The organism is Shewanella sp. SM20 (genome assembly GCF_025654545.1).
In the GTDB taxonomy this organism is placed as follows: domain Bacteria; phylum Pseudomonadota; class Gammaproteobacteria; order Enterobacterales; family Shewanellaceae; genus Shewanella; species Shewanella oncorhynchi.
Genome location: NZ_JAKKRK010000032.1, coordinates 33,945 through 58,937, shown reverse-complemented (window position 1 = coordinate 58,937; position 24,993 = coordinate 33,945). Strand labels below are relative to the sequence as shown.

The window sequence follows — 24,993 nt, the reverse complement described above, 5'->3', positions numbered from 1 at the left end:
TTGATGGTTCAATGCCTGTTGTGGCTAGTTGGTTTACACGCACAGCAACAGGGCTGGGATAAGCATTTTCAGGCCAATACCATTGGGCATCGAACGGTACTCTCAACGATTCGCTTGGGATTGGAGGTACTCAGGCGGCCTGATTATCAAATCACGGAGAAAGAATTGCTGGCGGCCTGGGTATTATTCGCCAATCAGTTGCTCAAATATGGCTATGCTATGGCTGATTTATGAGGGGATCCTTCAGCATTACGTGGGGTTCCATAGTGATACACACTATATGCTTCGGACATTGAGGCTGAGGCAGACATATAAGCATAGTATTTTTCATCTAATAGGTTCTCTACGTTAAGTTGCAGATCCATATTGTCAGTGAAGTTATAACGAGCCATCAGGTTGACTAAAGAGTAAGCATCCTGATCGATTTTTACTGTCCCCCCTTCAGAGTAACTATCACTCTGCCAGTTAATACCACCACCCACGGTCAATTCAGGCAGGTAATCAACAAACTGATAAGTTGTGAATAGTTTAAACTGTTTGCGAGGGCTAGTAGTCGCCACTTTTTTTCCTTCAGCATCTTCCGCTGTAAACTGCGAATAGCCAGCCGTGATATTCCACCCATCGATAAACTCCCCCACCACTTCTAACTCAAAGCCTGTACTCTCAGTACCTTGAGCAGCTTTGTAATAAGTGGTTGGAGTACCGTCAACAATGATAGTCCCAGCGGCTGTTGCCAGATTATCCTGTTCAATCTTAAACAGTGCTACAGTGGTGTGTAGACGGTCGTCCAGATAAGCGCTTTTTAAACCGATTTCATAGGCTTTACCTTCGAGTGGCTCTAAATAATCACCGTTAATATTCTTACTGTTCTGCGGATTAAATATTTCGGTATAACTAGCGTAAACACGATGCTCTTCGTTTATGTCATACAAGGCGCCAACATAAGGAACGAACACGCCATCATCACCAAAGTTGGTATCAGTACCATAGCTGACCCCTTCGCGGTTCCAACTAGAAATACGGCCACCGGCAATCACTTTTAAATCATCGGTAATTGTTAGCCGAGTTGCTGCGTAGAAACCTTTCTGCTCGGTATCCATATTTAACTGACGATTGGCGTTTGTTGACCATTCAGGCTCTTCAAAGGCGTTGCTTTGCCAATCATAAAAGTTTTCAACTACCTTTGAGTCCCAGCCCGTCATATTCTCACGGATGGGTTCATAAGTATCAGCATAGGATTTCTGTTTGCTGTATAAGGCACCAGTCACAAATTGATGCTCACGGTTAAAGAGTTGGTAATCGCCTTTCAACTGAAAATCGAAATTATCAGAGTTACTTTCACCATGGCTGTGATAACGCTGACCGCTCAAACCTGCACCGGTTTCTTTATTCAGCAAGCCAGACATATAGATCATTTTGGTGGTGGTTTCATATTCCATGCGATTATAGTTCGCCACCAACTGCCAACCATTGCTGAAATAATGGTTCAAGTTAGCAAAATAGTTGATGTTAGTCGTTTCCCAACGGCTCCAATCTGCCGCTGTTGTAGTAGAAACATCCCAATCAGTAGCCGAACCATCGCTGAATACTGCTGGTAACGCACCCCACATCGCTCCTTTGGGGTTGTTGTTATTGTAACTACCGCCAACGCGCAGCATAGTGTTGTCAGTAATGTCTGAATCAATTACGCCGTAAAGAATGGTCTTACGGTCTTGATAAAGATCCTGATAAGAATCGCTATTGACATATTTCGCGACCATGCGACCGCGCACACTGCCACTGTCGTTGAGGCCATTAGAAACATCTGCGGTAACTTGTTTTTTATCCCAGCTACCCGTAGCAACATCAACATAGCCCTTAAGTTCGTCACTGTCGGCATGTTTGCGCACTAGGTTGATTGAAGCAGAAGGATCCCCTGCCCCCGTTAGTAAGCCTGTTGCACCACGCACCACCTCTACACGCTCATACAGAGAGATATCAGACACAGTCTCACCTGCATCGCCCCCCAAACTCCAAGATAAAGGTACGCCATCAATCTGGTAATTCTGAACCGCAAAACCACGGGCCATAAAGCCATTTCGAACGTTATCTGTTTTAGATGAAGACAAACCTACTGTGTTATTAACCACATCAACAACGGTATTGAGTGCCTGATCCTGGATCCGTTCAGCGGTCAAGATGCTCACTGACTGTGGCGTTTCCTGCAGTGACAGCCCTAAGCCTGTGGCGGTATCAATGGTTCGACTCACAGTGTACTTGCCCATCACTGTTATTTTTTCAATATTTTGATCATTTGCATCTGCAGCAGAAGACGGCTCTGCAGCCAAGACTGACAAAGGGTTTAATGCCAAAGTAATGGCAGACGCGAGAGGTAGTAGATAAAAGCGCATAGTAATTTAGGGAGTTTATTTAGGATGAACATACGGTAACACTATTGCGAATCACTTTCATTTGTATTTTGGTGATGTATATAACAAATTCATCATTTATTAATGAGGAATAAACGTCCCCGTTGTGTTTATGCCTTCAAAAGTGAGCATTTACGGCGAAAAAGGTTATTCTTTACCCGTATTCGGTTAATCATTCTTAATCTACGCCACTAAAAGCGACCCTGAAATTATTACTCCATAGGATCGCCATTAGTGTTTAGCTTTTACCTCATTCAGTGTGTCTGTACTATTAGCTCGGCAGGCAGAGGCCACTTTGCCACTTGCCACTCACCTTGCCAATTCTCTATCGATATCCACAGACTATCTGCGGAGGTTAGTGTCTTAGTTGCGATGGCGTGTACGTGTTGGCCATGCTTATTACCGTGCAAAATACCATTCTCGCTGCGCTGTAAATCTGCTATTGGCAAAGCCTGCGTTCCAATATTGGCATAGCCTTGGCGTATATTGCCTACCTCACCTTTTTCAAAAACCAACATAAAATCTTTCACATAGTCATCATGATGTACATAGGGTGCTTTTAGATCTAAGGGTAAAGGGGCTATTTTAAATTCACCTAACTCTTGAGCCTGCCAGGCCGGTGGAAATGTAGGGGTTAGCGACTGATACAAAAACAATAGGGGGAGCAATAGAATAAACCCACTCAGTTTATATTTATTTTTTTGCCAAAAAGTTGAATGAATGAAAGCCATTAACGTACCTCCTCTAACCTATCTGCCACAGTACTGGGGGATCCCATTTTTTTAATTGCACGCACATTACGCAGTCCCCACATCATAAATCCTGTGATTGACATACCCGATAGGATCACCCCAAAAATAAACCAAATGATTTTTGTCCAGATACCACCTAAGGTACCGTAATGCAAAGGATCTGCGATATGCATTAGCGTTTGTATCCCTGTCATCGTCTCGGGTGATGTCGCTCTTGCAATCTCCCCCGTCCAAGGGTTAATGCTGAGGTTGTAAGAATACTGATCGTAAAAAATGTGCTCGCCACTACCACTCAGATGATACATGTCACGATTATGCTCGGGTTTCATCACATAGCTTGGTTGAAAGTCAGGAAAGTGCGTTTGTGCTAATGTTAAGGCTTGTGCAAATGACACGCTTGGATCTGCGGGATTCACATCACCCTTTTGGATAAAGGGCAATTGCTCAGCAGCAACCAATGGCGCATGTGGCTCGATATCAATATCAGCATGCCAAAAAATGGCTTGGACTAAATACCATAATCCGGTAACGGCCATAATCGCGATAAACCAAATAGACCACACACCAGACAATTTATGCAAATCGGCCAATAGTGTCTTTTTACCTTGACTCACACGCAATTTCGGAGCAAAAAAACTTCGCCAAAAACGTTTATAAACAATGAGTCCCGTCACTAAAGAGGCGAGCATAAACAGCGCCATCGAACAGACAAGGTAATAGCCCAAGCTGTAACCGCTTTGCCAAGGAAATAATAACCAAGCATGTAAAGATCTGATAAAGCCGGAAAATGTCATGCCTTCATTAATCTGTTGTATCTCACCTGTGTATTGATTGACATAGGCCATGGCATAGGGTTTATCTGCGTCACTGAACATGATCACATTGACCATATAAGGTTCTAAGGTCATAGCGCCAGAGACTGCCGCACTTGGGTAGGCTTCCTCAACAAGCGTCATTAATTCACTAACTGGTTTTACGGGTAAATCATTAGGGTTCAACGCCCTCGATGCAGGATTCGTTAACCAAGTGATCTCATGACTCAGTACCGCAATCGTCCCCGTCAAGCAGATAAAACAAAATAACAACCAAATTGGGAGCGACACCCAACCATGCAACATAAACCAGAATCGGTTACTGATCTTCGCCATTTGTGACTTTCCTAACACTTATCGTATTTCGCGAGTGTAAAGGTAATGCAAATTGTTATCAATACGATGTACTGAGAATTGTTTTCAATTAGAATGCCGGTCACAAAATACTATGATGGGGAATCATGATGGATAAAACCTTGTTAGCAGCGCTCATTTCGAGCCTATTGTTAGCGCCGAGTTCCTACGCCGACGAAACTCAATCAGACGCAGACGCCAATATCGAAGTGATCAGTATTAAAGGTAGTCGTTTAGATAAAGCTGCTACAGCAACGGGCTTACCCTTAACACTGAGAGAAACGCCGCAGTCAGTGACGATTATAGATCAAGAATTTATTCAGAGTTTTTCTCTTAACAATGTTGCTGACTTAATGTTTTTAACACCGGGTATTTCTGCACAGAAAGCAGAAACTAACCGCTACTTTTTCAGCGCCCGTGGTAATCCAATCACTAACTTCCAATTTGATGGTGTGCCCGTTAACTATTCTAGTTTCTTCAATGATGCTTCGACCGATACAGTTATCTTCGATCGAGTAGAAGTGGTTCGTGGTGCAACCGGATTATTAACGGGTGCAGGAGAACCCTCGGCCGCCATCAACCTCATTCGTAAACGTCCAAAATCTTCACCAGGGGGTTACCTCAGTGCAAAAGTAGGTTCATGGGACAGTTATCGTGTAGAAGGTGATAGTTCAGTGGACATAACAGAAGATGCCGATGTCCAAGCACGTTTTGCCGCCGCCTATGAAAAATCAGATAGTTTTACCGATCTAGCCGAAGATGAAAATCTGCAAATTTATGGCGTCGTTACTGCAAGATTAAGTGATAGCACATTATTCACTTTGGGCGCGGACTATAGTGACCGCGATCCTAAAGGCTCCACTTGGGGAGCGCTGCCACTGTTTTATGCCGACGGCAGTTTAGCGAGTGACCTTCCCCGTTCGACGACCACTGCAGCATCTTGGTCTAGTTGGAAACGCCATGGTGCGAACGTTTTTTCTACTTTAGAACACAACTTTGATAATAACTGGGAACTCAAACTCGACATAGAACATCGTGAGGATAAGATGGATGGGCACTTGCTATATTTATATGGCTCCCCAGATAAAATCACAGGTTTGGGGATGAGTGCATTGCCTATGATTTACCAATCAACCCGTAAGCAAGATGCGGCGCGAATATTTGCTTCAGGGCCATTCGAACTATTGGGTCGAGAACATAAACTAACAACCGGGCTACTCTATTCAAAACAAGATATTAGCGCCGACTCTTACTACACCACAGATGTTTTAAGCGTAGGCAATTTCTTTGAGTGGGATGGCTCGATTGCAGAGCCAAATTATCCATCGATTCCCACCAATGAAGAGACTGAAGAGATCCAAAAAGGTGCCTATATTGCTACCCAACTCAATTTGCACGATCAGGTCACACTGCTGTTAGGAAGCCGTATCAGCCAATATAAAGTCGATCTAGGTTATGAGCACAATGATGTCATTACGCCGTATGCGGGATTGATTTACGATATCAGTGACAGTGTGTCGATTTATACCAGTTACACTGAGATTTTTCAGCCTCAAGATGCCAAAGATGCTAATAACAAACGCTTAGACCCGACAACTGGCAATAATATTGAACTTGGCAGTAAAGCCGATTTTTTCGACGAAAAACTCACCGCCAGTGTTGCAGTGTTTAAAGTTCAAAAGGAAAATGTGGCGGAAAAAGATCCTAACATTAAAGACCCACTTCCTGATGGTAGCTTTCCAATGCGCGCTGTGGATGGCACCAGTAACCGTGGTTTTGAAATGGAGCTAACGGGTAGACCCACAGAGGATTGGGATCTGTACTTCAGTTACACCTACAGTGAATCTGAAAAAGCCGATGGTTCGGCCTTTGGCACGCATTTGCCTAAAAACTTAGTACGATTATCTTCGCTCTATCACTTTGATGGCGCTCTAGAAGATCTCACATTAGGTGGCAACTTAAGCTGGCAGAGCAAGATTTATGTAGAAAACGCAGGTCCTAACGGCGAAAGCTCTGAACAAGCCAGTTATTTCCTTACCAATCTTATGGCAAGTTATCAACTCACTGATGATGCGATTGTGCGTTTGAATATTCGAAACTTGTTTGATGAAAAGTACTACTCTAGTATCGATTTCTACAATCAAGGTTTCTTCGGCGAACCGCGAAATGTCGAACTTAGCCTGAGCTATAATTTTTAGTCTAATTGTTAATCGCCAATACCGCGCATCACTTTTATGCGCGGTATACCTAAAGCTAAACTATCCTGCATTAAAACAGCATCCGGTAAACTTCAATGGATTAACCCTTTGGGCTCAGGGGGGTAATCCATTACAATGAAGTCCATTTTGAGTTCGTAAAACAGATGTTCCGCCTATGCCAAAGTCTCACACCCACATGCATCAACATTTGCAGATGCCACATGCTAAATTAGATCTGCAAGCTCTAGCGGACACCCTTGCCTTTGAGCAAGTGACCATTATTGGTAATGCTTCTGGCGATTGGCAGCCTGCGACCACAGGTACGACATTTATTTTTAACGGTACTCAATGGGCTGAAAACAGCAATGTAAATAATCAGATAGTAAATATTGCCAACGGTGGTTTTGCTGAATCAAAATATGCCTTTGTGGTACAAGGTCATCCACAAAGTGGTCTGCTTACCCAAGCCTTAACGCAAGTTGCGATTGAATTAACGCCTCAGCTTGGCTGCTGGCCTTCATCTGGGTTAACCACAATCGTGTTGATGCAGCAGTTGTCTCAGCATGTGCAAGTGCAGCGTATGTCGCTGTTTCCGAGTTTAGCAAGACCCAATGATTTACCGCCTGACGATCACTTACCTTGCATGGTGCATAATTGGTTAGGCGAACGACGGATTGCTCAGGCTTTGATACCATCGCTCGACTGGCCTGAATTTAGCTTAGCGTCCGTATTTTTACCTCGCCTATCCGCAATAAACCAAATGCAACCATGCCAAGTCGCACCTAGGATAAACGCAGATAATCCCTTTGATTTGCTTGAGCGTTTACAGGAATCGAGCTCATTAATCGCAGATGCACTAAATCCAGCCACGCGGCAGATGCAACTTGAATGGCTAATCACACTGGCGCATACACCCATTAATATTTGGCTACAACTTGCTCACCCTAGCCAGATCATCAATGCTGAAGCTTTATTTTTCAACCACATGCCTGAATCAAAACCCAGCTATTGGTATTTAATGGATACTCAGGCATCTCAATATCTTGATGCGATTCGCCATAGTTTGGCCTATTGTTGGCAAACGTTGTCGACTAAGCACGCGAGCTTGTGATTGGCAATCAGTCTTCAAACGGCTCGTGACCCTCCCCCAGTCCACTGCCATTCGCATTCAAAACACATTCAAAATACCTAAGGCGAATGTCGTTTTACCTTTTACCTTGCCCTCTAGCGACGCTAACCCAACCTCTGTTTAAATGCATGACTCAAAACGTCAACACGCCCTAGTTAAGGGATTTTTACCCAATGCGATCCCCAACGGTTCAAAGTAATTGATCAGCGCCTGAAAAATCACTTGTCTGTGGGTCTCATCGGGATAAGCCCCCTCCTTTGCCATTGTTGAGAAACGGGTTCCCGACACTAAATACGGATTCGAAATATCAGTATAGGATTCTATACAGGCTTCAAATGCTCGCGCCATCATCTCCGTTGGCCGAGAGAAGTACTGCATCCCATGTTTTTTATCTAATGCAATCGCTCGGCGAACATAATCATGGGGCTCATCACCCTGTCCACTCAACAATGTCACTTTGAAGATCTCAGATAATCGAGCATTTAATGGGTGCTCTATGATGGGCAGATCGGATAGCCAAAGATCGCTCGCACACTGAAACCGTTTATTAGTGGGTTTGAATGATTTAGTGGCAATATAATGGTCAAACGCATGCCAAAACTCATGGGCTAAAGCACCAGCACCTGCATTTTTAGCCAATGCCAACTCTCGGGTCGCGGGTGCATAATGGGCCTGAACGCCCTTTTGGCCGCCATGACCAAAGGCCAGGCTGACGGTTTCCCGCAGCCCTAAAGTTAAAGGTGGTAATTTTAAGATAAAGGCCAAATCGGCGAGCGAATCAAACACTAAATCTGCAGCAATGCGCGATTCATCCCGCGTCACCCAGCGGCCAACACGCACATGGCTAAAACCAAAGGTTTGTTTAATATCAAGAAAAGTGACTTGCTCACCAAATCGATAATCGGGTCCATGGCGGTTATATTGCTGATTGATTAACACGGCTTCCCTTGAACCCTATGACAGTGAGAGACAAATTAAGCTGGCTATTTTAGGTGAAAATGCACAGGAACAAAACGCTGCATTAAGTGCAATATCAAGTTAAGAATAGGAGCCAAGCAGCGCTTACTCTTGGTTTTCTCTCGGTTTAGATCGCGATGCCTAGATTTCGACAACCACAGGGTTCGCTAAGCTTTAGCCGTTAATATCACATCATCCCAAACCACGACACGATTTCGCCCCGTAGTTTTAGCGTGGTACAAGGCTTTATCGGCCTCGGCCACCAGCTTTTCAGCATCTGAACGGCACTGACTCCCGATTTCAATCGGTGAAGGCACAGACTGAAGCGCTAAAATACCGCTGTTTTCTTCGATGGCATGATGAGTCATTACAGGTGTTAACGCACTCACTCCTGCCGAAAATTGATAGTGAAAATCGGCGACTATCGCTGAAATATCTTCATTCGCAAGCGCTAACATCATACGCGTCACAATTTTCTGCGCGACATCGACCGACGTTTCTGGCAGTAATAGCGCAAATTCCTCACCGCCGAAGCGACCAAAGATATCGTATGGGCGCGTGCGAGCACTGATAAATTGGGTAAAATGCTGCAGTATCTTGTCACCCACTTGATGCCCATAGTGATCATTAACGAGTTTAAAATAATCGATATCCATCATGACAAGGCACAAAGGTAACTGTAGACGACTCAAGCGTTTGATTTCATGCTCTAACTGCTGGAAAAAATGCCGTCGATTGGCAATACCAGTTAATTCATCGGTGAGTGCGAGTCGATTCAACTCAGTCTGCGCATTCCTTAGGGCAAATTCGACCTGTTTTAACTGGGTAATATCGGTGCAAACAATGACCATATCGCCATTGTGATAAACCTGCTCAGAAAGTTGCAACCAGCTACCGTCAACCAGATCCACTTCAAAACGTCGAAAAGCTGATTTACGTTGATTCGCATGAATAAGTTCAAGCCATTCCTCTATGGTTTCATGATCAATTTTAGGCCCTTGCTTATGGGTAAAGGCAAAGTGCATCATGTCGTCAAAATGCCGGCCAGCCATGTCTTGATCAACAAAACCAAACATTTTCGCAAAGGTTTGGTTATAAAAGATAAAATGATTGTGCTTGTCCAAAACAGCGAGGCCATTCTCGCTTAGCCGTAAGGCTTCGGTTAAAAAGGGGTAAACAGACTCAAGAGATTCTTTTTCCATCGATTATTCCTAGCAATGACGCTTTTAGAGAAGATCTCCGACATGTTTAGATTAGCAGCGTTCTACACTAATCACAGCGTCTTTGTCTTTACCCCCATATTACCGCAACGGGATTGGCTCTACCGCGATGTAAATCCCACACATTCGGCAAATAAGCTTTAAAAATCAGATCCAATACTTTGATAATTTACGATTTTACGGCCAATTTACTGAGAAATATTTCAGCACTAAAAGGTTTCTGCATGAAATGTACCTCAGGGAATAATGCTAACTCAGGAATATCATCGCTATCATTAGCTGAAAGCAAAAAGAAGCGACAGTGATGCTCAAGCTGGGTATCACTGGCAAGGTTTTGTAATGTTTGTTGCATCTGTTTGATAAGTTGCAAGCCATTCATATCTTGTAAACGGTAATCCACAATAACAATATGTGGCAATGAGTGAATCAACATCTTAAGTGCTTGCGCGGCGTTATCAACACTGAAGGTTTGAAAATGATAGTGCTCTAGCATGGCTTTGCAAATCTCAAGGTTAAACAGATTATCATCTATGATTAACACTTTTTGTTGATCATATTGAATCGTTAATCGTTCTTTCACCTCGCTAAGTTGACAGGGAAAATGTAACAGCACTGTGGTGCCTTTGCCCTTTTGACTGCGCAACATAAACTTACCGCCAATCTGCTCAAGCAATCGATTACAAGTATAGAGTCCTAATCCCATGCCCGATGTTGTATATGAGTTAGATGCGTGCATAAAGGGATCAACTAAAGCGCGCTGTGCTTCCTTTGACATTCCCTCGCCAAAATCGCGGATCAGTACCCTAAGCATAGGACTATGGTCTTTATGGTTACGTTTAAGGCGTAAGTCCATATAACAATGCACTTCGCTACCCGTACTGTATTTAAAGGCATTATTGATAATGTTAGTCATGAGTTGGAATAACTTAGTCCCATCGAGCTCGATAAACTTCGGCAAAGACTCATTCACGACAACCTGTAAACGTTTACCCGATGTCGCACTAAAAGCACGATAGTAATCCTCAATATTACTCAGATATTCGTGTAAATTGACTAAATGCCGATTCAATTTTAACTGCCCAGCTTCGGCCTTACTGTAATTCAACGTATTTTCGGCAACCGAGTAAAGTAAGTTAGCTGACCAGGTCATTTTATCGATAATTTCGTCCAGTTTTTGTGGCTGTGAGCGCGCTTTTTTTAACATGCGACTGTAGCCAAGAATGGCATTGATAGGGGTGCGGATCTCATGATTTATGCTGGAAAGCACTGCTAATCTAGATCGATTATCGAGCTTAATCTGCTCTACAATATGCTGATTTTTAGACTTAAAGTACAAAAGAAAAGACAGAGTAATACCAAGAGAAGCTATCAGTAAGATAATCACGATTAGCTCGACAACCTCTTTTTGTGGCACTTGATATTCTATGCGTAAATTCACCCGGGTTTGGTATCCAGGAATATCCAAAGTTCGGCTATCTGAGTAGCTAAACATTGAAAATATGCCTGTGGAAAACTCATGATTACAGGATGAACTTTGCAATAACGATTGTTCAAATTGATAGCTAATACATACACCTTGCTCCTGCTCAATCCGCGCTAATATCCGCTGATGAGAAATGGCATAGACTAAATAAAGCATATTAGGCCCATCGATATTAACAACCGCTAACGTGTAATCGGCAAGGCTAGCCTGAAGTTCCCCTTTACTATTCTTGACTAATTTAAGTGGCTTAAGTTCTGGCGCCATTGTCTGATCAGAGATATAGGCCAGTTCAAGTTCGGGGGTCAGTGTAAAAGCGACAGCAGATTTGATCTTCAGTAAGTCCTTAGCAAAAACCTCAAATTCCTGTGACGTTACCTCACTCGAAGCATAAAAAAACGATTTTAGCGCATCCAACATAATTTCATGTTGTAAGAACATATCCCGTGAAGAAGTAAAAACCGCTTCTGCTTTTTTATTGTAAATGGAGTCAAATTCATAACGTGAGTGGGACAAGGTTAACCACAGCACCAACAGAGTGACCCATAAACCACTGAACATATTGATACAAGCACTATATTTAAAGCTCATTAGCGTAATCCATTACGGCCTTTAGCAAGCTGCATAACTGATATTCAAACTGCTCTCGCTCGCAAACATCCATGACAGACAGCATATCTTTAAGCTGCAAGTAGCGCGCAATACCCGTAAATTGATGTTTCAGCCCTTCGATATTGTCAGAAGATTCATATTGTTCTAGCTCAAGTCGCATTCGCTGTAATTCAGCAATCAGTGTCAATCGCAGTCGCGATTGCTGTTCTTCGCCGTATTGATCAAAGAATACAGATAAGGCCTTGGGTAACTCAGTATTAGCATTCATACATTAGGCACTCCTATTATATTGAGCAATCCAATCAATAAGATAACGACCTTCAATCGGGGGGCTGTACAAATAACCTTGGGCAACATCACACCCCAACTCAGAGAGAATTAACTCTATTGCACTTGTCTCAACGCCTTCTGCAACCACCTTTACGTGCATCTTTTGCGCAAGCGCGATGGTGGACTCTACGATGAGATAATGTTGGTGATTGATATCCATATCGGAGACAAAACTTTTATCAATTTTGATCTCTTTAAAGGGAATGGCATCAAGACGATCATAGGTAGAATAACTTTTACCGAAATCATCGAGGGAAATATCAATATTATTGATGATCAGCCGTGCAATTGAATTAAGTACTCTATCTTGGTTAATGATTTCCTGTGATTCGGTGAGCTCTAAAATCAAATGAATTTGTTTATACTCACGACCACATTCGATGATGTACTCAATGAGTTCATCACAGGTCAAATCATCTGCGGTAATGTTAATCGACAGGGCAAACGCCATTAATAACGGTTGGCGCGACCAACATTGCAATGCTTGGGAAATAACCATCCGCGAAAACAAGCTATTTAGCCCCTGCTGATTCACCAGTGGCAAAAAAACGTCGGGATAAATATAGCCATTGGATTGATCGCAAAGCCGCGAAAGCACTTCAAAACCGATGATTGCCTTTGTCTTAAGGTTAATCTTAGGTTGATAACACAAAATTAATTGTTCATTTTTGAGCAATTGCCGCACATTGATATTCGCCGCCATGTCTTGCACAATAGACTCATCTTGATGGGCACGGTTTCTATCGTCGGAGGCGTCTAGCAATGGCGTTAAAATGTCATTCACATTGATAGGTTTAGCAAATACGCCAAGCAAGTTGAGCTTCAAGCCCGTGATAATGCTATCCACCAGTTCTAAAGTCCGTTTATCCGAGGAGCTGATCACCGCAATCGGAATGGCAGTAAATCGGGGCTCGGAGGCCAACATATTAATCACCGCAATACCGTCACCTTGATCCATTTTTAAATCTAAAATGACTAAATCAAGTTTTGCTTCTACAGCTAAGATCAGTTCAATTCCTTGATTACCATTACTGGCTTCATAGATCTCCACATTGTCCTCTGCTAAGTACTTATGGATATCAGCTTTCATGGTTTCTCTAATAAAGCGTTGATCATCTATGATGAGAATATTCATATATTGGTCTCTAACTGCATAAAGAAAATGGGATCGATCGTCTGGGATTTGGATGTAGGGATAACAGAAAGCTTGAGTAAATTACGATTCGCCATGACTTCTGTGCGACTGGAGAAAAACGAATAGTTTTTGACTGGTTTGAAGCCGCCTTCTATCGTTCTCACTTTAAATATGGGCAACTTAAATTGCGTCAATTTTCGTTTTAGTGACTCATCACAGATATTAAAACTCAAAAACTTAAGTGAGCGACTCGTGGCCAATTCATTGAGATAAACAGACATCATATAATTTTCAATATAAGGCGTTACGCCAAAGGAGGAGAACACCATTAAGGTATCTGGCAAAGCTTGACTGTTATGGTTAATGACCTCAAACAAGTCCACCTCATCATTCATAAATTCGAGGGCAATTTTGCCTTGAGTGCGGCAGAATAGACTGTGTCCAATGATTTGATCGCCAAAGCTAAAAGCCACCACCAATGAGAGTCCACGAAAAAAAGGTTGAGACAACTTACGGCTCACAAAGGATAAACGCGGGTTACTTTCATAAATCAAGCTAAGTTGCAGCAGGGTCATAAAGTTTTGATGGTGGCTTTCGATAAACTCGACACGATAAGGAGTATTACGGTAGTACGGATGATCACTGCGTTCTATGGTCGATTCAAAAAGGTTAATTAACGCTAAACCTTCGTTGATGAATTTTTTGTCCTCCCGATAAATATCAAATAGTTCAGAGCCAAATATTTCAACGATTTCAGACTGTTTAGCTAGGGATGGAATGTTAACTCCCCGCTCCCAACGGCTAATAGTGATGGAGTCTAACATATCGAACAGGCAGCTTTTTTGCCTGAGCAGACTACATAAATCTTCTTGAGATAAATTATTCTCAGTTCTGGTGTGTTTTAAGAAATTGGAGAATGTCTGTGCACTTGTTTTGCTTTGATAGGAGATAGGTGTACAAATCATATCGCGTTCCATCTGAATTTTTTATTTTATCTAGCAGCTCCATATACGTCTTATGGTCGATGTCATCTACTGGCTCTGGATGTCTAAATGTAAAAGTAATCCAAATGCGTTGAAGTTTCTCGATGAAATAAAGTCCAGTGATTTTTTCGTCACTCATCACTCAGTTCCTCCATCTCAGCCTTTTATTCACCACGTTTTTTGCAATAGGAAAACGAGTATAAATGCCATTGTTTATCTGAGACCATGGCACAGTCAAAAAAGCGATGGAAAAAAGTGTCTAGTTATTCGTTCGGTTAAATCATTGCATCATAGATAAAACCGCAATCAACAGACCCTCCTATAAAACCGCATAAAATATAAGATTCACCAGCAATGGCCATAAAACGCCAAATTGATTATTTATGCGCCAAATATTCAAAATGTGGGATATAACTTCGGGATTTTTCTCACTGATCTACGTTTTTTTGCATGGTTATTCACGTTTGGAATAGGCAAACCGCGACAGTATCAGCTTAGAGATATAAGTAGGATAGTTTTTAATGGCTTATGGCTTATGGCTTATGGCTTAAGCAAGCCAGCTGCGAAAATAAGTAGGTAATGGGCCAGTCCAGCGTTTAAAGGAACGCCTATAATCACTGGCGTCGCTGAAGCTGTGAGCATCTTGCGCAGGTGTAGCCAAGTAATACAGTGCTCTGATTAAACGGGTCTCATCAGCAAGTATCAGCGAGTTGGCCAAAGTTTAAATCCATCTCGGCCAAACACCGTTTTAAGGTGGCTGGGCTCATTGTCAGTTTTTCCGCTATGTCAGGCAAACTTAAGTTATCCCGCATTAGACACAAAAGAATACCAACCACTAAGCCTAACCGCAGTTCGCATATAGTAGTGATTGAAATATCCCTTGGCGCGGAATGACGGCAGCGCCGAAACCTATGGTTTGGCCATTACACATCAGCCAGTCGGCAGCGGCGTTTGGCAACAGGGAATGCTGGTGGATCAAGACGGCTAAAACTACTTACCCGATGATAATCAAAAATTTAAATGGTTACCTTGGAGCTGTATCGTCAAACACCTTGACGTTAACTCTGGGCATTTAGCAGACTAAGATGAACAAAGGTATAGAATATAAAGCACAGGTGTTAGAGAAGGCGCTGGTATTGGTCCTAAACATGAGCAATCGGTACCATCTGATTGCAAATTGATGAATTAACTAGTTATGCACTAGATATGCAAATCTAAAACTATAACCCCCGATATTTTTCTCACCTCAATGCAATAAAGTGAATAGTTAATCATAAAAAAGAGGTTAGCTGTATTCAACAGCTAACCTCTTCTCTTTAAATCAGGCGATAAATCAGATGTTCTATCATACAACCAGAGCCATGACTTCAAAACGACTCTTACAAAAGCTAACTCATACCAAAAGCTAATTTTTACGGATACAAAAATAGCAAGCTGAGGCTAGTCACTGTAAATAACGAATGTAAAACCGAAAAACCATGCCCACACAATTCGACAGACATGGGATTAGCCGCGTTTAGTGCCCCACGGATCGTTATCATCCGTCGATGGGCTTGGTCCTGAACGCTCAGCCATTCTTGAATCGTTTCGGGGTTCGCTGCGGCGCTGTGAGTTGCTATTCGATGAACCATATCCAGAGCCAGTGCCACGTCCACCCGTAGGTTTTTTGCCTGAGCTTTTACCTGAACCATTACCAAAGCTCTTACCTGAGCCATAACCAGAGTTAGGACGTTTATTACCCGCTTCGTACTCGGCGCTGGCTTGTGCCTGCATTTTAGCGATAGATTCTATGGTGAGTTCCATCGGTTTACGCGGCGCGATACCTGAGGCAAAACCTCGTTCGCGTGGCTTAAGATCAAACTGCTCACCGACGGCTTTAGGCATACGCTTGAATCGATACAGGTAAAAGTTTTCCACTTTCTCCCGCGCCCACTCAGTCTTCTTGAGGAAAATAATACAGGCCTCAATGGTCGGGTTGGTGTTAAAGCAACCTAGCTTTAATGCCGCGTATAAAATTTTCCAGCCATAAAAATCGACTAACTCAGTGATCATTGTCTCGAGTTTGAGGCCGTGTAACGGGTTGTTCTGTTGCTCTTCAATCATGGGAATTCCAAGTTCAGCCCTATTGGCTGATTTTACTGTATTAGTTTACGGTTTTGAGTTGTTAAACGAGTGACTCAATTCGCTACTAAAACTCGCGATTAGAGAAATCACTCAAGTTATGAAGTCATGAGCCACTGACGTTGTTACGGCAATAGCATAGGGCGTTAATCCTTGTTACTCGTGATGCTTAGATCTTAAATCTTAAGGACCTGAAGCCTCCAAACTGAGCCATTAAATATTAGCCGTAAAATCTGCTGCTCGACAAAACTGCGAGAATAATAACGGTAAATAAGCTAAACGCCTTCTTTTATTTGCGCTAGCGAGGTTTGGTATCGGCTTTAGGGCAAAGAAAATACGCCGCAGCTGACAGTTTTAATCTGCATATCTGCGATATCACGCTACTCAGCATCAAGCTCAAACCCGTTTCTAAATTTTACCTATGATCCGCTGATGCCTTGGGTCAACCTCAAAATAAACGCAACTGAAACGGCTCGATTTATAGCTGCGCATCACATCCTTGCTCGCATCTTTAGCCCTTAGTCTGTATACTCCGCGACCTTATTATCCCAACTTTAATGTTTTAGCTTAGAGTGGGTGAAGCGCATGTTTCATTTTGAGGCTTGTTTGTCACAATCCCCGTTAGCAAATACCTAGGAAAGCTCCTTTGATCTCTACCGCGAACATCACGATGCAGTTTGGCCCTGAGCCATTGTTTGAAAACATTTCAGCGAAATTTGGCAATGGTCACCGCTATGGTTTGATCGGCGCGAATGGCTGTGGCAAATCGACCTTTATGAAGATCCTCAGCGGAGCGTTAGCGCCAACCTCTGGCAATGTGTCCATCACGCCCGGCTTAAAAGTCGGTACCCTAAGCCAAGATCAGTTCGCGTTTGAACAATACAGTGTGATCGATGCGGTGATCATGGGTGATGTTGCCCTGTGGAAAGTCAAACAGGAACGCGATGCAATCTACGCCAATCCGAATATGACCGAAGAAGATGGCATGCGCGTTGGCGATCTTGAAAGTGAATTTGCCGAAATGGATGGCTACAGCGCCGAAAGCCGCGCCGGTGAAATTCTGCTCGAAGCGGGTATTGAAGAATCTTTCCATTACGGCCTAATGCAACAAGTCGCACCGGGTTGGAAACTGCGGGTACTGTTGGCACAAGCACTATTTGCCAACCCAGATATTTTGCTGCTCGACGAACCAACCAACAACTTGGACATACATACCATTAGCTGGTTAGAAGCCGAGTTGAACAAACGCAAATGCACCATGATCATTATTTCCCATGATAGGCATTTCTTGAATGCCGTATGTACCCACATGGCCGATATCGATTACGGCGAACTGCGCATTTACCCTGGTAACTACGAATACTTCCTTGCACAATCGTCTTTGCTCCGTGAACAATTATTATCGGGTAACGCCAAGAAGAGTGCTGAAATCGAAGAACTGCAAGACTTCGTCAACCGCTTCGGTGCCAACGCATCTAAGGCAAAACAAGCCAGCTCGCGCGCGAAAAAAATGGACAAGATCAAGCTTGATGAAGTGAAATCATCAAGCCGTATTCACCCTTCTATTCGTTTCGATGCCGGCAAGAAAATGCATCGCCAAGCACTGATCCTCGAAGATTTGGCCCACGGGTTTGATGGTGAGCTGCTATTCGAAGGCGGCGACTTAATCCTCGAAGCCGGTGCAAAATTAGCGATTATCGGCGAAAACGGCGTGGGTAAAACCACTTTCCTGCGCTGCTTAGTCAATGATTTAGAACATAATAAAGGCGTGATCAAGTGGTCAGAAAACGCATCAATCGGCTACTGTCCACAAGACAGCAGTGACGAATTTGATAATGACTACACGTTAATGGATTGGATGTCACAGTGGCGCCAGCCTAAGCACAACGATCTTATGGTACGCGCCATGTTAGGCCGTCTGCTGTTCACTGAAGATGACGCGAACAAGAAAGCCCGTAACTGTTCAGGCGGAGAGAAAAACCGCTTGTTATTCGGTAAGTTAATGATGCAAGACATCAACGTGCTGATCATGGACGAACCGACAAACCACATGGACATGGAAGCCATCGAAGCACTCAATAATGCATTGAAAGACTTTGAAGGCACTTTGATATTCGTCAGCCATGACCGTGAGTTTGTATCGTCGCTCGCAACACGTATCATTGATATTAAAGATAAAAAAGTGATTAACTTCCAAGGCACTTTCGATGAGTACCTTTCAAGCCAAGCTGAAATGGAAGCGAGAAAGAGCGCGTAATGTTATGCTTTGATAAACCTTAATCGGCTATGTCAGCTTGATTAAAAGAGTCGTCATTGGAGAACCTACTGACGACTTTTTATCGATATCTAAAGAGCGATATGATTGGTAAAACATGAAGTATTGCTGCTTTGGGCCTTGGATACACAGCTGTCTATTCGTTATCTAGAGTGCTATAATTCATGCACTTAATTGAGGTTGATCCTATGAAAACTAAATCAAAAAACACACAAGTGACTCAAAATCGACTCTATCGCGCTGTGGCCAGTTCAACCGCTATTGAGACGGGTAAAACTACGGCTGAAGTTGAAGCAAAATTGAAGGCCAAAAAAAGCCGTTTCAGTCATTTGACCTTAGCCTAAACTTCATTCGTTTTTAGCGCTGAGCACATCGTTTACCAAACGAGCCATATGTTGATAATCCCCACCCAACCCTGCTTGAATTGACTTAAAATAAAAATCTCTATTTTGTTCCCAAATCCCATAATCAAGTGGGAGATAACCCGCCTTTACTGCCATCACATCGAGTATCAAACGTGACAAACGTCCATTTCCCTCTCTAAATGGGTGAATTAGGATAAATTCCACATGACTTTCAGCCAAGTAACTCACAACTTCGTCTCTAGAAAACGAATTTAAACCATTGAACTTGCTTAAATATTCCTTTTCAAACTGAGTGAGACACTTAAATATTTGAGCCGCTGCCGTAAATTCGAAACCACCTTTTCCCATATTGACTGTACGCCGTTCACCAGCCCAGTAATAAACATTACCGAGCCATTTTCGATGCCACTCAAAGAGCATACCAACCGATAGATGCTCGCTTTCACGTACTCATAAAGCTTTAGTAACAACTGAGTCTCTACCTCTGCCATATCCTCTTCATCGGTTATCGCGAGTTTGTTACGAAGTACATGGCCGCCGGAACCGGGTTCGAATTCATCCTCGGTAGTGCCAATATGATATTTCAACATGATAATAGACCCGCTAACTGTAATAACTAATAGAAAAGCAAATATCCGAGTCACAGACAACTTAACACAACTACTCGATGAGATTGACCACACAAGTCTTTGAAATAGGTATGTAGAAACTATGGGCTATAAATTAGCTTATTAATTTTTTTAACCAATATCTCGCGATTTTTAGCCAGTTTAAAAATTGTCGGCAAATGTCGAATAACTATCGGCTCAGACTCGAATACCGCATCGCGATCTTTGGCCTGAATATAATCACGGATCTGAAGCATCATCTGTTTATTAAATGCCCAAAGTGAATGACCTTTAAACTCAAGGGAATAAAATGCGTCATTGGGCCATTCAAGTCGATGTTTCTGTTTTGCCATACACTGATAACAACAAATAAGACCAAGATCTGTACCATCTGTAAAAGCACTGTTTGCCCTATGTTCCCAAGTCGAAGTACCTTGGTATTTTTCTGGCAATTTTTCCCGCCAAGAAGCATCCAATAGCGGAGGGAAAAACAGCACACCTGGCCATTTATGGGCAAACCTTTGATTAAACTGCTTGATCTCAAACTGCCTATCTTCAAATAAATGCACATCTTTTTTCTCTAAACGAAAAACATGGGCAAAGGTAAAAGTGGCGCAGCCAGTACAATGGGGGCAAGTAACCTCAACTCCGTTTGGCAGGCTAAAAAACTCATAAAATCCTGTCATTGATACGATATTCCAAATGATTTAGAGACTAATTTGGAGCTCATCAATTTTCCAACCACCTTCATTTATCATGCTAATTCTTTGTTTTTCATTCGCCTCCGATGCATTACCACAGAGATCTTTTTGTGCATATTCAAGGACGGCCGTATCCCCTTCTATCACCTGCGACACTAAGGTGAGTGCTTTGCACTTGGCAGCGGCTTTTGAAAATGAAAGATAAGATGCGATCACTTCATCGCGGGACAGCTTCATCTGCTGCATATACTGTGGGAACTTAGACTCAACATCCGCTTGCTTACGTTGGGTATAGTAAGCCTTGTCCTCTTGATAACTCATCCCCTGCTGTACCTTAGCATTGTACTCGTCATACACTTCGCTCGGCGATTTAGGCGTTGTACAACCTATCAACACAAACACAGATATGGGCAGTAAGAAAATCGATTTCATCATCGAACCTCCAAAACTAGACATGTATTATCAATAAATTCCATGGTGCATTCATCTGCTTGTTGTCACTGAACGAGTGCGCCATATATGTCCACCAAATACTCCTTATTTTCTTTGAAATCAATTACCTTATCAGGAAGTAAACCTTTAATATCAACAGGTAACAAAATCAATGAAGATAAAATGTAATGCCACCAAGATAACATATAAATAGTTCATCGATTACTTTAGCTTGGCAGCGTTGCTCATTCAATTGCAGCACAGTTGCCTTAAGGTCACTCGACCTTGACGAGTGCTAAAAATAAGTGCCATAAAACTGTGAGCATGCTCTAAATTGCTGTACTTGATAAGTCATTATCTAATGCGTTAAAAGGCACAAAGGTCTTTTTATCAAGCCAGAGAGGCGAGCGATTTTGTCCTGCAAGCTGATAAGCCCAAGTAGTAATGGCTTCAGAGCGATCACTCTCACAGACGAAATATCGATTGAGTTCAGAGTGTAACGTTTGGCCATGCTGGATAATATTTTGCTCATACCAGTTATCTTTATGGTGCTGAGCGGCAAGATGATCGCGTTTTTGATTATTACAACTGCTATGTGCGAGGACAAAATTATGGCCTAAATCATTAGGATATCGTGCCCAAGGGATAAAATGATCCACTTCGCCTGTTTCTTTTAATGATTTTTGGCAATAGAAGCATTGGCCTTTTTGGATATCAAGCAGTACAGGTCTAGCATAGGTGATCGTCTGTCTGTCGCTACCAAACAGAAACTCACTTAAATTGCCTTTACTGCCTATAATGACCTGATTTGCTGGAAACTCGGCGATTTTTTGTACCCATTGAGTACGAGCCAATGACACCACTAAATCGTGAAATCGCTTGAAGCAAAATGCGATACCCGGATTCAACTCAATGTAATTTTTCGTTTTATCATGGGGATAAAGGAAACATTCTTCATTACGAGACAAGTTTTGTAAGCGCCATAAGGGGCCATCTTTAAACGTACCGCGCGTTTTACGCAATAAAGCTGGATAACTAAGATGCGCTTTTAACTGGGATAGACTGTTAACACCTTGATGGCGTAGTTCAATCAAACTGTTGATCAAGGCTGATTGCTTTCCACTATTTTGGATCAGAACAAAATACCCATCATTGGCACCAAAAGGCAAAGAGTGTTGCCAGTAAAGTTCAATAAACTTCTCTACCAAATCATCAATACTGATCGCGGTTTTCAGCGCAGGATCGGCATTGAGTATTAATGGCCGTTCGATACAGATATCGGCGATCGCATGTAGTAAGGCAAATTTGTAAGTTGCAACGAAATCCCCTTCAACTAACAGACGTTGTAAATAGCTAATAAATTCAACTTGTCTTCTCGCATCAATCGGCATTCAGTCGCTCCTGAATAATAACGCTTGCTTCAGGTGTATTTACGTTTGGCATCAGTTTGGGTGTAAAAACTAGCGTCTGCCAATGCACTTGTGAGCGACCGAGTTTATCGGTTTCATCTTGGCTCAAATCTAAAAGTTGTAGCTGACAATCTGCAGCCAGTGTGAGCAGCTCATCGACACTGACTGGGTGCATAACGCGCGCATCGGGGCTTGGGCCATGGCGCAAACTGATGACTAAAAGTCCAGTCGAATTGAGTAAGCGTGAGAGTGTTACTAGTGCAAGTGGGCGCTCTGAGGAAGATAAATGCATCCACACAGCGCTGAGTAAAATCAGATCAAACTGTTGCGCTAGGCCAACCACTTTTTGCAACTGAGGTAAACCATCCTCAATCCAACGCACGGGTAGATCCCGAGTTAACACCTGCCCCATTTTCGCTAAAACAACCGCAGGTTCGACTGCAATAATTTGTGTCTCTTTGCCCTGTGCTTTTTCGGCTAAATAATACACATCCCGGCCAGAACCAGCTCCCACATCCAATATCGACAATGTATTTTTGGTAAGTAGAGGCAAAAGATGATGCAACCAACTCGAATGCACTTCTTCAAAGGTTTTAGACAAATACTGTGCCGCGAGTATTTCGGCGTGGTCATTATAAAACACTGTGCTCACTGACAACGATCCTTTTGCAACAAGTGATTGTTTTTACTGACGCTAACTTATCACAGTCGTATTTGATAAAAAATACATGTCATCATTATCATGCTGTTTTGCATAAAATATTTAGCATTATACTGTTCGCGATCACTGTGCTGATTTCGGCTATTCGACCCAATATTCTTATCAATGCCTATGCAATCTCAGCATTTCCCCGTCGTTTTTTTCGCAGTGGTTTACACTCTATGAGTGAGTGTAAAGATAAGTGCAATTGATTGAATCTGTTACATGCTTCTCCAGAGCAGTTTCCATTTCAGTGTTGGAGTGAACGGGTTTTAACGTCTTGGCGTAGCGTCTACATAGAGATTAAGACCTAGGGCTCAATTATTTAGGATATCTATTGCCTATGAGTTTTGAAGATTCGTTAGAGCAACTTAAACGACAGTTTTTACATGCACTGCCGGATAAAAAGAAACAAATCATTACCTTGTGGATTTCATTGCGTAAAAATTGGGACGCACACATGCTGTCTGCCGTGTACCGAGAGGTGCATAACTTAAAAGGGTCGAGCGAGACCTTTGGGTTGTCAGATACCAAACACATAGTCGATAAACTGGAGGTGCTGCTTAAGGGGCTGCTCAATGCGCCAGCCCCCGAACTGCCTACGATCAAAGGCTTAGATACTCTCTTCCACCAGTTGTTACAAAACAATATGCGCGGCCAACCGTCGGCGCCAGTAGTGGAGGCGCAAATGCAGCAAAGCCCCTATAAACCATCAAAGGCGCGCCATGAGCACCATATTGCCATCATAGAAGACGATGGTAATGTAGGCGCGATGATCACAAAGCAGCTGCGAGAGTTCGGTTTTAGTGTGCAGCATTTTTTGAATTTCACGAGCTTTCTGGTAGTGCAAAATAAAACACCCTTTGATCTGATTCTATTGGATTTAATTCTACCCGATTGGACTGAAGAGGCCTTGTTCGAAGCCGCCACTGAGTTTGAGAAGAATAATACCCGAGTGTTTGTTTTATCCTCGCGGGGGGATTTTGACATGCGGCTATTGGCCATTCGTGCCAATGTCAGCGAATATTTTGTCAAACCCGCTGAGACCACCTCATTAGTGCGCAAAATCCATCAATCTCTCAAGATGTCAGAGAAACAGCCGCTTAAGGTGTTACTGGTGGATGATCAACAATCTATGGTGGATTACTTTTCAAGTCTGTTACGCAGTCACGGTTTGATGGTAAAAGGGTTATCGAGTGCCGAGCAAGTCTTGCCTGCCCTTGAGCAATTTGAGCCTGATTTGTTTATCTTCGATTTGTACATGCCCGAAGTGAACGGGCTTGAGCTGGCAAAGATGATCCGTCAATTGGACAAATACACCTCGAGCCCAATTCTCGTGTTGAGCTCTGATGATACGATGCAGAATAAAGTCAGCATCATACAAGCGGGATCAGATGACTTAATTTCAAAGCAAACCGCGCCGAGTTTATTCGTCGCGCAGGTGATTTCCCGTGCGCAACGGGGTCATGATATTCGCAGTTCGGCTAGTCGCGACAGCTTAACTGGGCTGCTAAATCATACCCAAATTCTGGTGGCTGCGAGACGCTGTTTTAACGTAGCGAAACGGATTAACTCTCAAGTTTGTATCGCTATGTTCGATTTAGATCACTTCAAAAAGGTCAACGATACTTATGGTCATTCCGGTGGTGATAAGGTGTTGTTGGCATTTGCCCATCTGTTACAACAATCCTTACGTCAAACTGACTTTACCGGCCGCTACGGTGGTGAAGAATTTATGTTAGTGCTGCCAGATATGCAAAAACCACTGGCGATTGCCAAGTTGAATGCGATCCGTGAAAGCTTTAGCCATATCGTATTTGTTGAAGATGGCGTCGAATTTAAGGTGACGCTCAGCGGCGGTTTAGCCTTTTCGGATCAATGTGAGGAATTTCAAGATTGCCTGTTACTGGCAGATAAAAACCTTTACGAAGCTAAGCGTTTAGGTAGAAATCAGCTCGTGGTTTCTCCGACTGACTAACCCTAAACAGAATGAGCCACTGCAGCGCACAAAT

General features: G+C 43.0%; 20 protein-coding genes and 1 pseudogene. 6 read left to right on the top strand and 15 right to left on the bottom strand.

The features are described from left to right. A pseudogene (locus L5M18_RS14355) lies at positions 1–234 on the top strand (IS4 family transposase); the annotation flags it as partial. Here L5M18_RS14355 and L5M18_RS14350 read toward each other — a convergent pair. From L5M18_RS14350 to L5M18_RS14340, 3 genes are all read right to left on the bottom strand, one after another. Continuing rightward, entirely contained in the window at positions 213–2,390 is a 2,178-nt protein-coding gene (locus tag L5M18_RS14350; protein ID WP_263197465.1) for a TonB-dependent siderophore receptor, read from the bottom strand. The pseudogene L5M18_RS14355 and the gene L5M18_RS14350 sit on opposite strands and share 22 nt — an antisense overlap. Before the next feature lie 272 nt (positions 2,391–2,662). Then, positions 2,663–3,139, bottom strand: a complete 477-nt coding sequence (locus L5M18_RS14345) for a hypothetical protein (RefSeq protein WP_105252512.1) — start codon at positions 3,137–3,139, stop codon at positions 2,663–2,665. Next, positions 3,139–4,308: a PepSY-associated TM helix domain-containing protein gene (locus L5M18_RS14340; protein ID WP_263197464.1), complete on the bottom strand. Its 1,170-nt coding sequence runs from the start codon at positions 4,306–4,308 to the stop codon at positions 3,139–3,141. Before L5M18_RS14340 ends, L5M18_RS14345 begins: the two co-directional genes overlap by 1 nt. A gap of 128 nt (positions 4,309–4,436) precedes the next feature. Between L5M18_RS14340 and L5M18_RS14335 the strand changes: the two genes are divergently transcribed. After that, positions 4,437–6,524 (top strand): TonB-dependent siderophore receptor, encoded by a 2,088-nt coding sequence (locus tag L5M18_RS14335; protein ID WP_317629899.1) that lies wholly within the window; start codon positions 4,437–4,439, stop codon positions 6,522–6,524. 175 nt (positions 6,525–6,699) lie between these two features. Next, entirely contained in the window at positions 6,700–7,635 is a 936-nt protein-coding gene (locus L5M18_RS14330) for a hypothetical protein (protein WP_263197461.1), read from the top strand. A gap of 159 nt (positions 7,636–7,794) precedes the next feature. Here the strand turns inward: L5M18_RS14330 and L5M18_RS14325 are convergent, their stop codons facing one another. The 7 genes from L5M18_RS14325 to L5M18_RS14295 form a co-directional block, all read right to left on the bottom strand. After that, positions 7,795–8,592 (bottom strand): CLCA_X family protein, encoded by a 798-nt coding sequence (locus L5M18_RS14325; protein ID WP_263197459.1) that lies wholly within the window; start codon positions 8,590–8,592, stop codon positions 7,795–7,797. A gap of 185 nt (positions 8,593–8,777) precedes the next feature. Next, positions 8,778–9,812: a sensor domain-containing diguanylate cyclase gene (locus L5M18_RS14320; protein WP_263197457.1), complete on the bottom strand. Its 1,035-nt coding sequence runs from the start codon at positions 9,810–9,812 to the stop codon at positions 8,778–8,780. A gap of 187 nt (positions 9,813–9,999) precedes the next feature. Further along, positions 10,000–11,901, bottom strand: a complete 1,902-nt coding sequence (locus tag L5M18_RS14315; RefSeq protein WP_263197456.1) for an ATP-binding protein — start codon at positions 11,899–11,901, stop codon at positions 10,000–10,002. Continuing rightward, on the bottom strand, positions 11,891–12,190 hold the full coding sequence (locus L5M18_RS14310; RefSeq protein WP_263197454.1) for a hypothetical protein: 300 nt from the start codon (positions 12,188–12,190) through the stop codon (positions 11,891–11,893). Before L5M18_RS14310 ends, L5M18_RS14315 begins: the two co-directional genes overlap by 11 nt. Positions 12,191–12,193: 3 nt before the next feature. After that, on the bottom strand, positions 12,194–13,387 hold the full coding sequence (locus L5M18_RS14305) for an EAL domain-containing response regulator (protein ID WP_263197453.1): 1,194 nt from the start codon (positions 13,385–13,387) through the stop codon (positions 12,194–12,196). Next, positions 13,384–14,352, bottom strand: coding sequence for a helix-turn-helix transcriptional regulator (locus L5M18_RS14300; RefSeq protein ID WP_131524741.1), 969 nt, complete (start codon positions 14,350–14,352; stop codon positions 13,384–13,386). Before L5M18_RS14300 ends, L5M18_RS14305 begins: the two co-directional genes overlap by 4 nt. A gap of 1,524 nt (positions 14,353–15,876) precedes the next feature. After that, the gene (locus L5M18_RS14295; RefSeq protein ID WP_263197451.1) at positions 15,877–16,473 is read right to left on the bottom strand and encodes a VF530 family DNA-binding protein; all 597 of its coding nucleotides are present in this window, start codon (positions 16,471–16,473) and stop codon (positions 15,877–15,879) included. Positions 16,474–17,137: 664 nt separating this feature from the next. On the opposite strand from L5M18_RS14295, the gene L5M18_RS14290 reads away from it, so the two are divergent. Further along, positions 17,138–18,748: an ABC-F family ATPase gene (locus L5M18_RS14290; protein WP_263197450.1), complete on the top strand. Its 1,611-nt coding sequence runs from the start codon at positions 17,138–17,140 to the stop codon at positions 18,746–18,748. Positions 18,749–18,954: 206 nt separating this feature from the next. Beyond that, a complete protein-coding gene (locus tag L5M18_RS14285) occupies positions 18,955–19,110 on the top strand; it encodes a hypothetical protein (RefSeq protein ID WP_173913200.1) in 156 nt (51 codons plus the stop codon). A 3-nt stretch (positions 19,111–19,113) separates the two neighbouring features. On the opposite strand, the gene L5M18_RS14280 is transcribed toward L5M18_RS14285, so the two are convergent. The 5 genes from L5M18_RS14280 to L5M18_RS14260 form a co-directional block, all read right to left on the bottom strand. Continuing rightward, complete coding sequence (locus L5M18_RS14280; protein WP_263197449.1) at positions 19,114–19,551, bottom strand: Fic/DOC family protein; 438 nt, start codon at positions 19,549–19,551, stop codon at positions 19,114–19,116. Between the two features lie 289 nt (positions 19,552–19,840). Beyond that, positions 19,841–20,425 (bottom strand): hypothetical protein, encoded by a 585-nt coding sequence (locus L5M18_RS14275; RefSeq protein WP_263197448.1) that lies wholly within the window; start codon positions 20,423–20,425, stop codon positions 19,841–19,843. A 21-nt stretch (positions 20,426–20,446) separates the two neighbouring features. Then, a complete protein-coding gene (locus L5M18_RS14270) occupies positions 20,447–20,875 on the bottom strand; it encodes a hypothetical protein (protein WP_263197447.1) in 429 nt (142 codons plus the stop codon). A gap of 326 nt (positions 20,876–21,201) precedes the next feature. Continuing rightward, entirely contained in the window at positions 21,202–22,263 is a 1,062-nt protein-coding gene (locus L5M18_RS14265; RefSeq protein ID WP_263197446.1) for an HNH endonuclease, read from the bottom strand. Next, positions 22,253–22,933 carry a class I SAM-dependent methyltransferase gene (locus L5M18_RS14260; RefSeq protein ID WP_263197445.1) on the bottom strand — a complete coding sequence of 227 codons (681 nt, stop codon included), beginning with the start codon at positions 22,931–22,933 and terminating at the stop codon, positions 22,253–22,255. The genes L5M18_RS14265 and L5M18_RS14260 overlap by 11 nt, the downstream gene beginning before the upstream one ends. A gap of 391 nt (positions 22,934–23,324) precedes the next feature. Here L5M18_RS14260 and L5M18_RS14255 point away from each other — a divergent pair, with 391 nt between their 5' ends. Next, positions 23,325–24,959, top strand: a complete 1,635-nt coding sequence (locus L5M18_RS14255; protein ID WP_263197444.1) for a diguanylate cyclase — start codon at positions 23,325–23,327, stop codon at positions 24,957–24,959. The last annotated feature ends 34 nt before the right edge of the window (positions 24,960–24,993 follow it).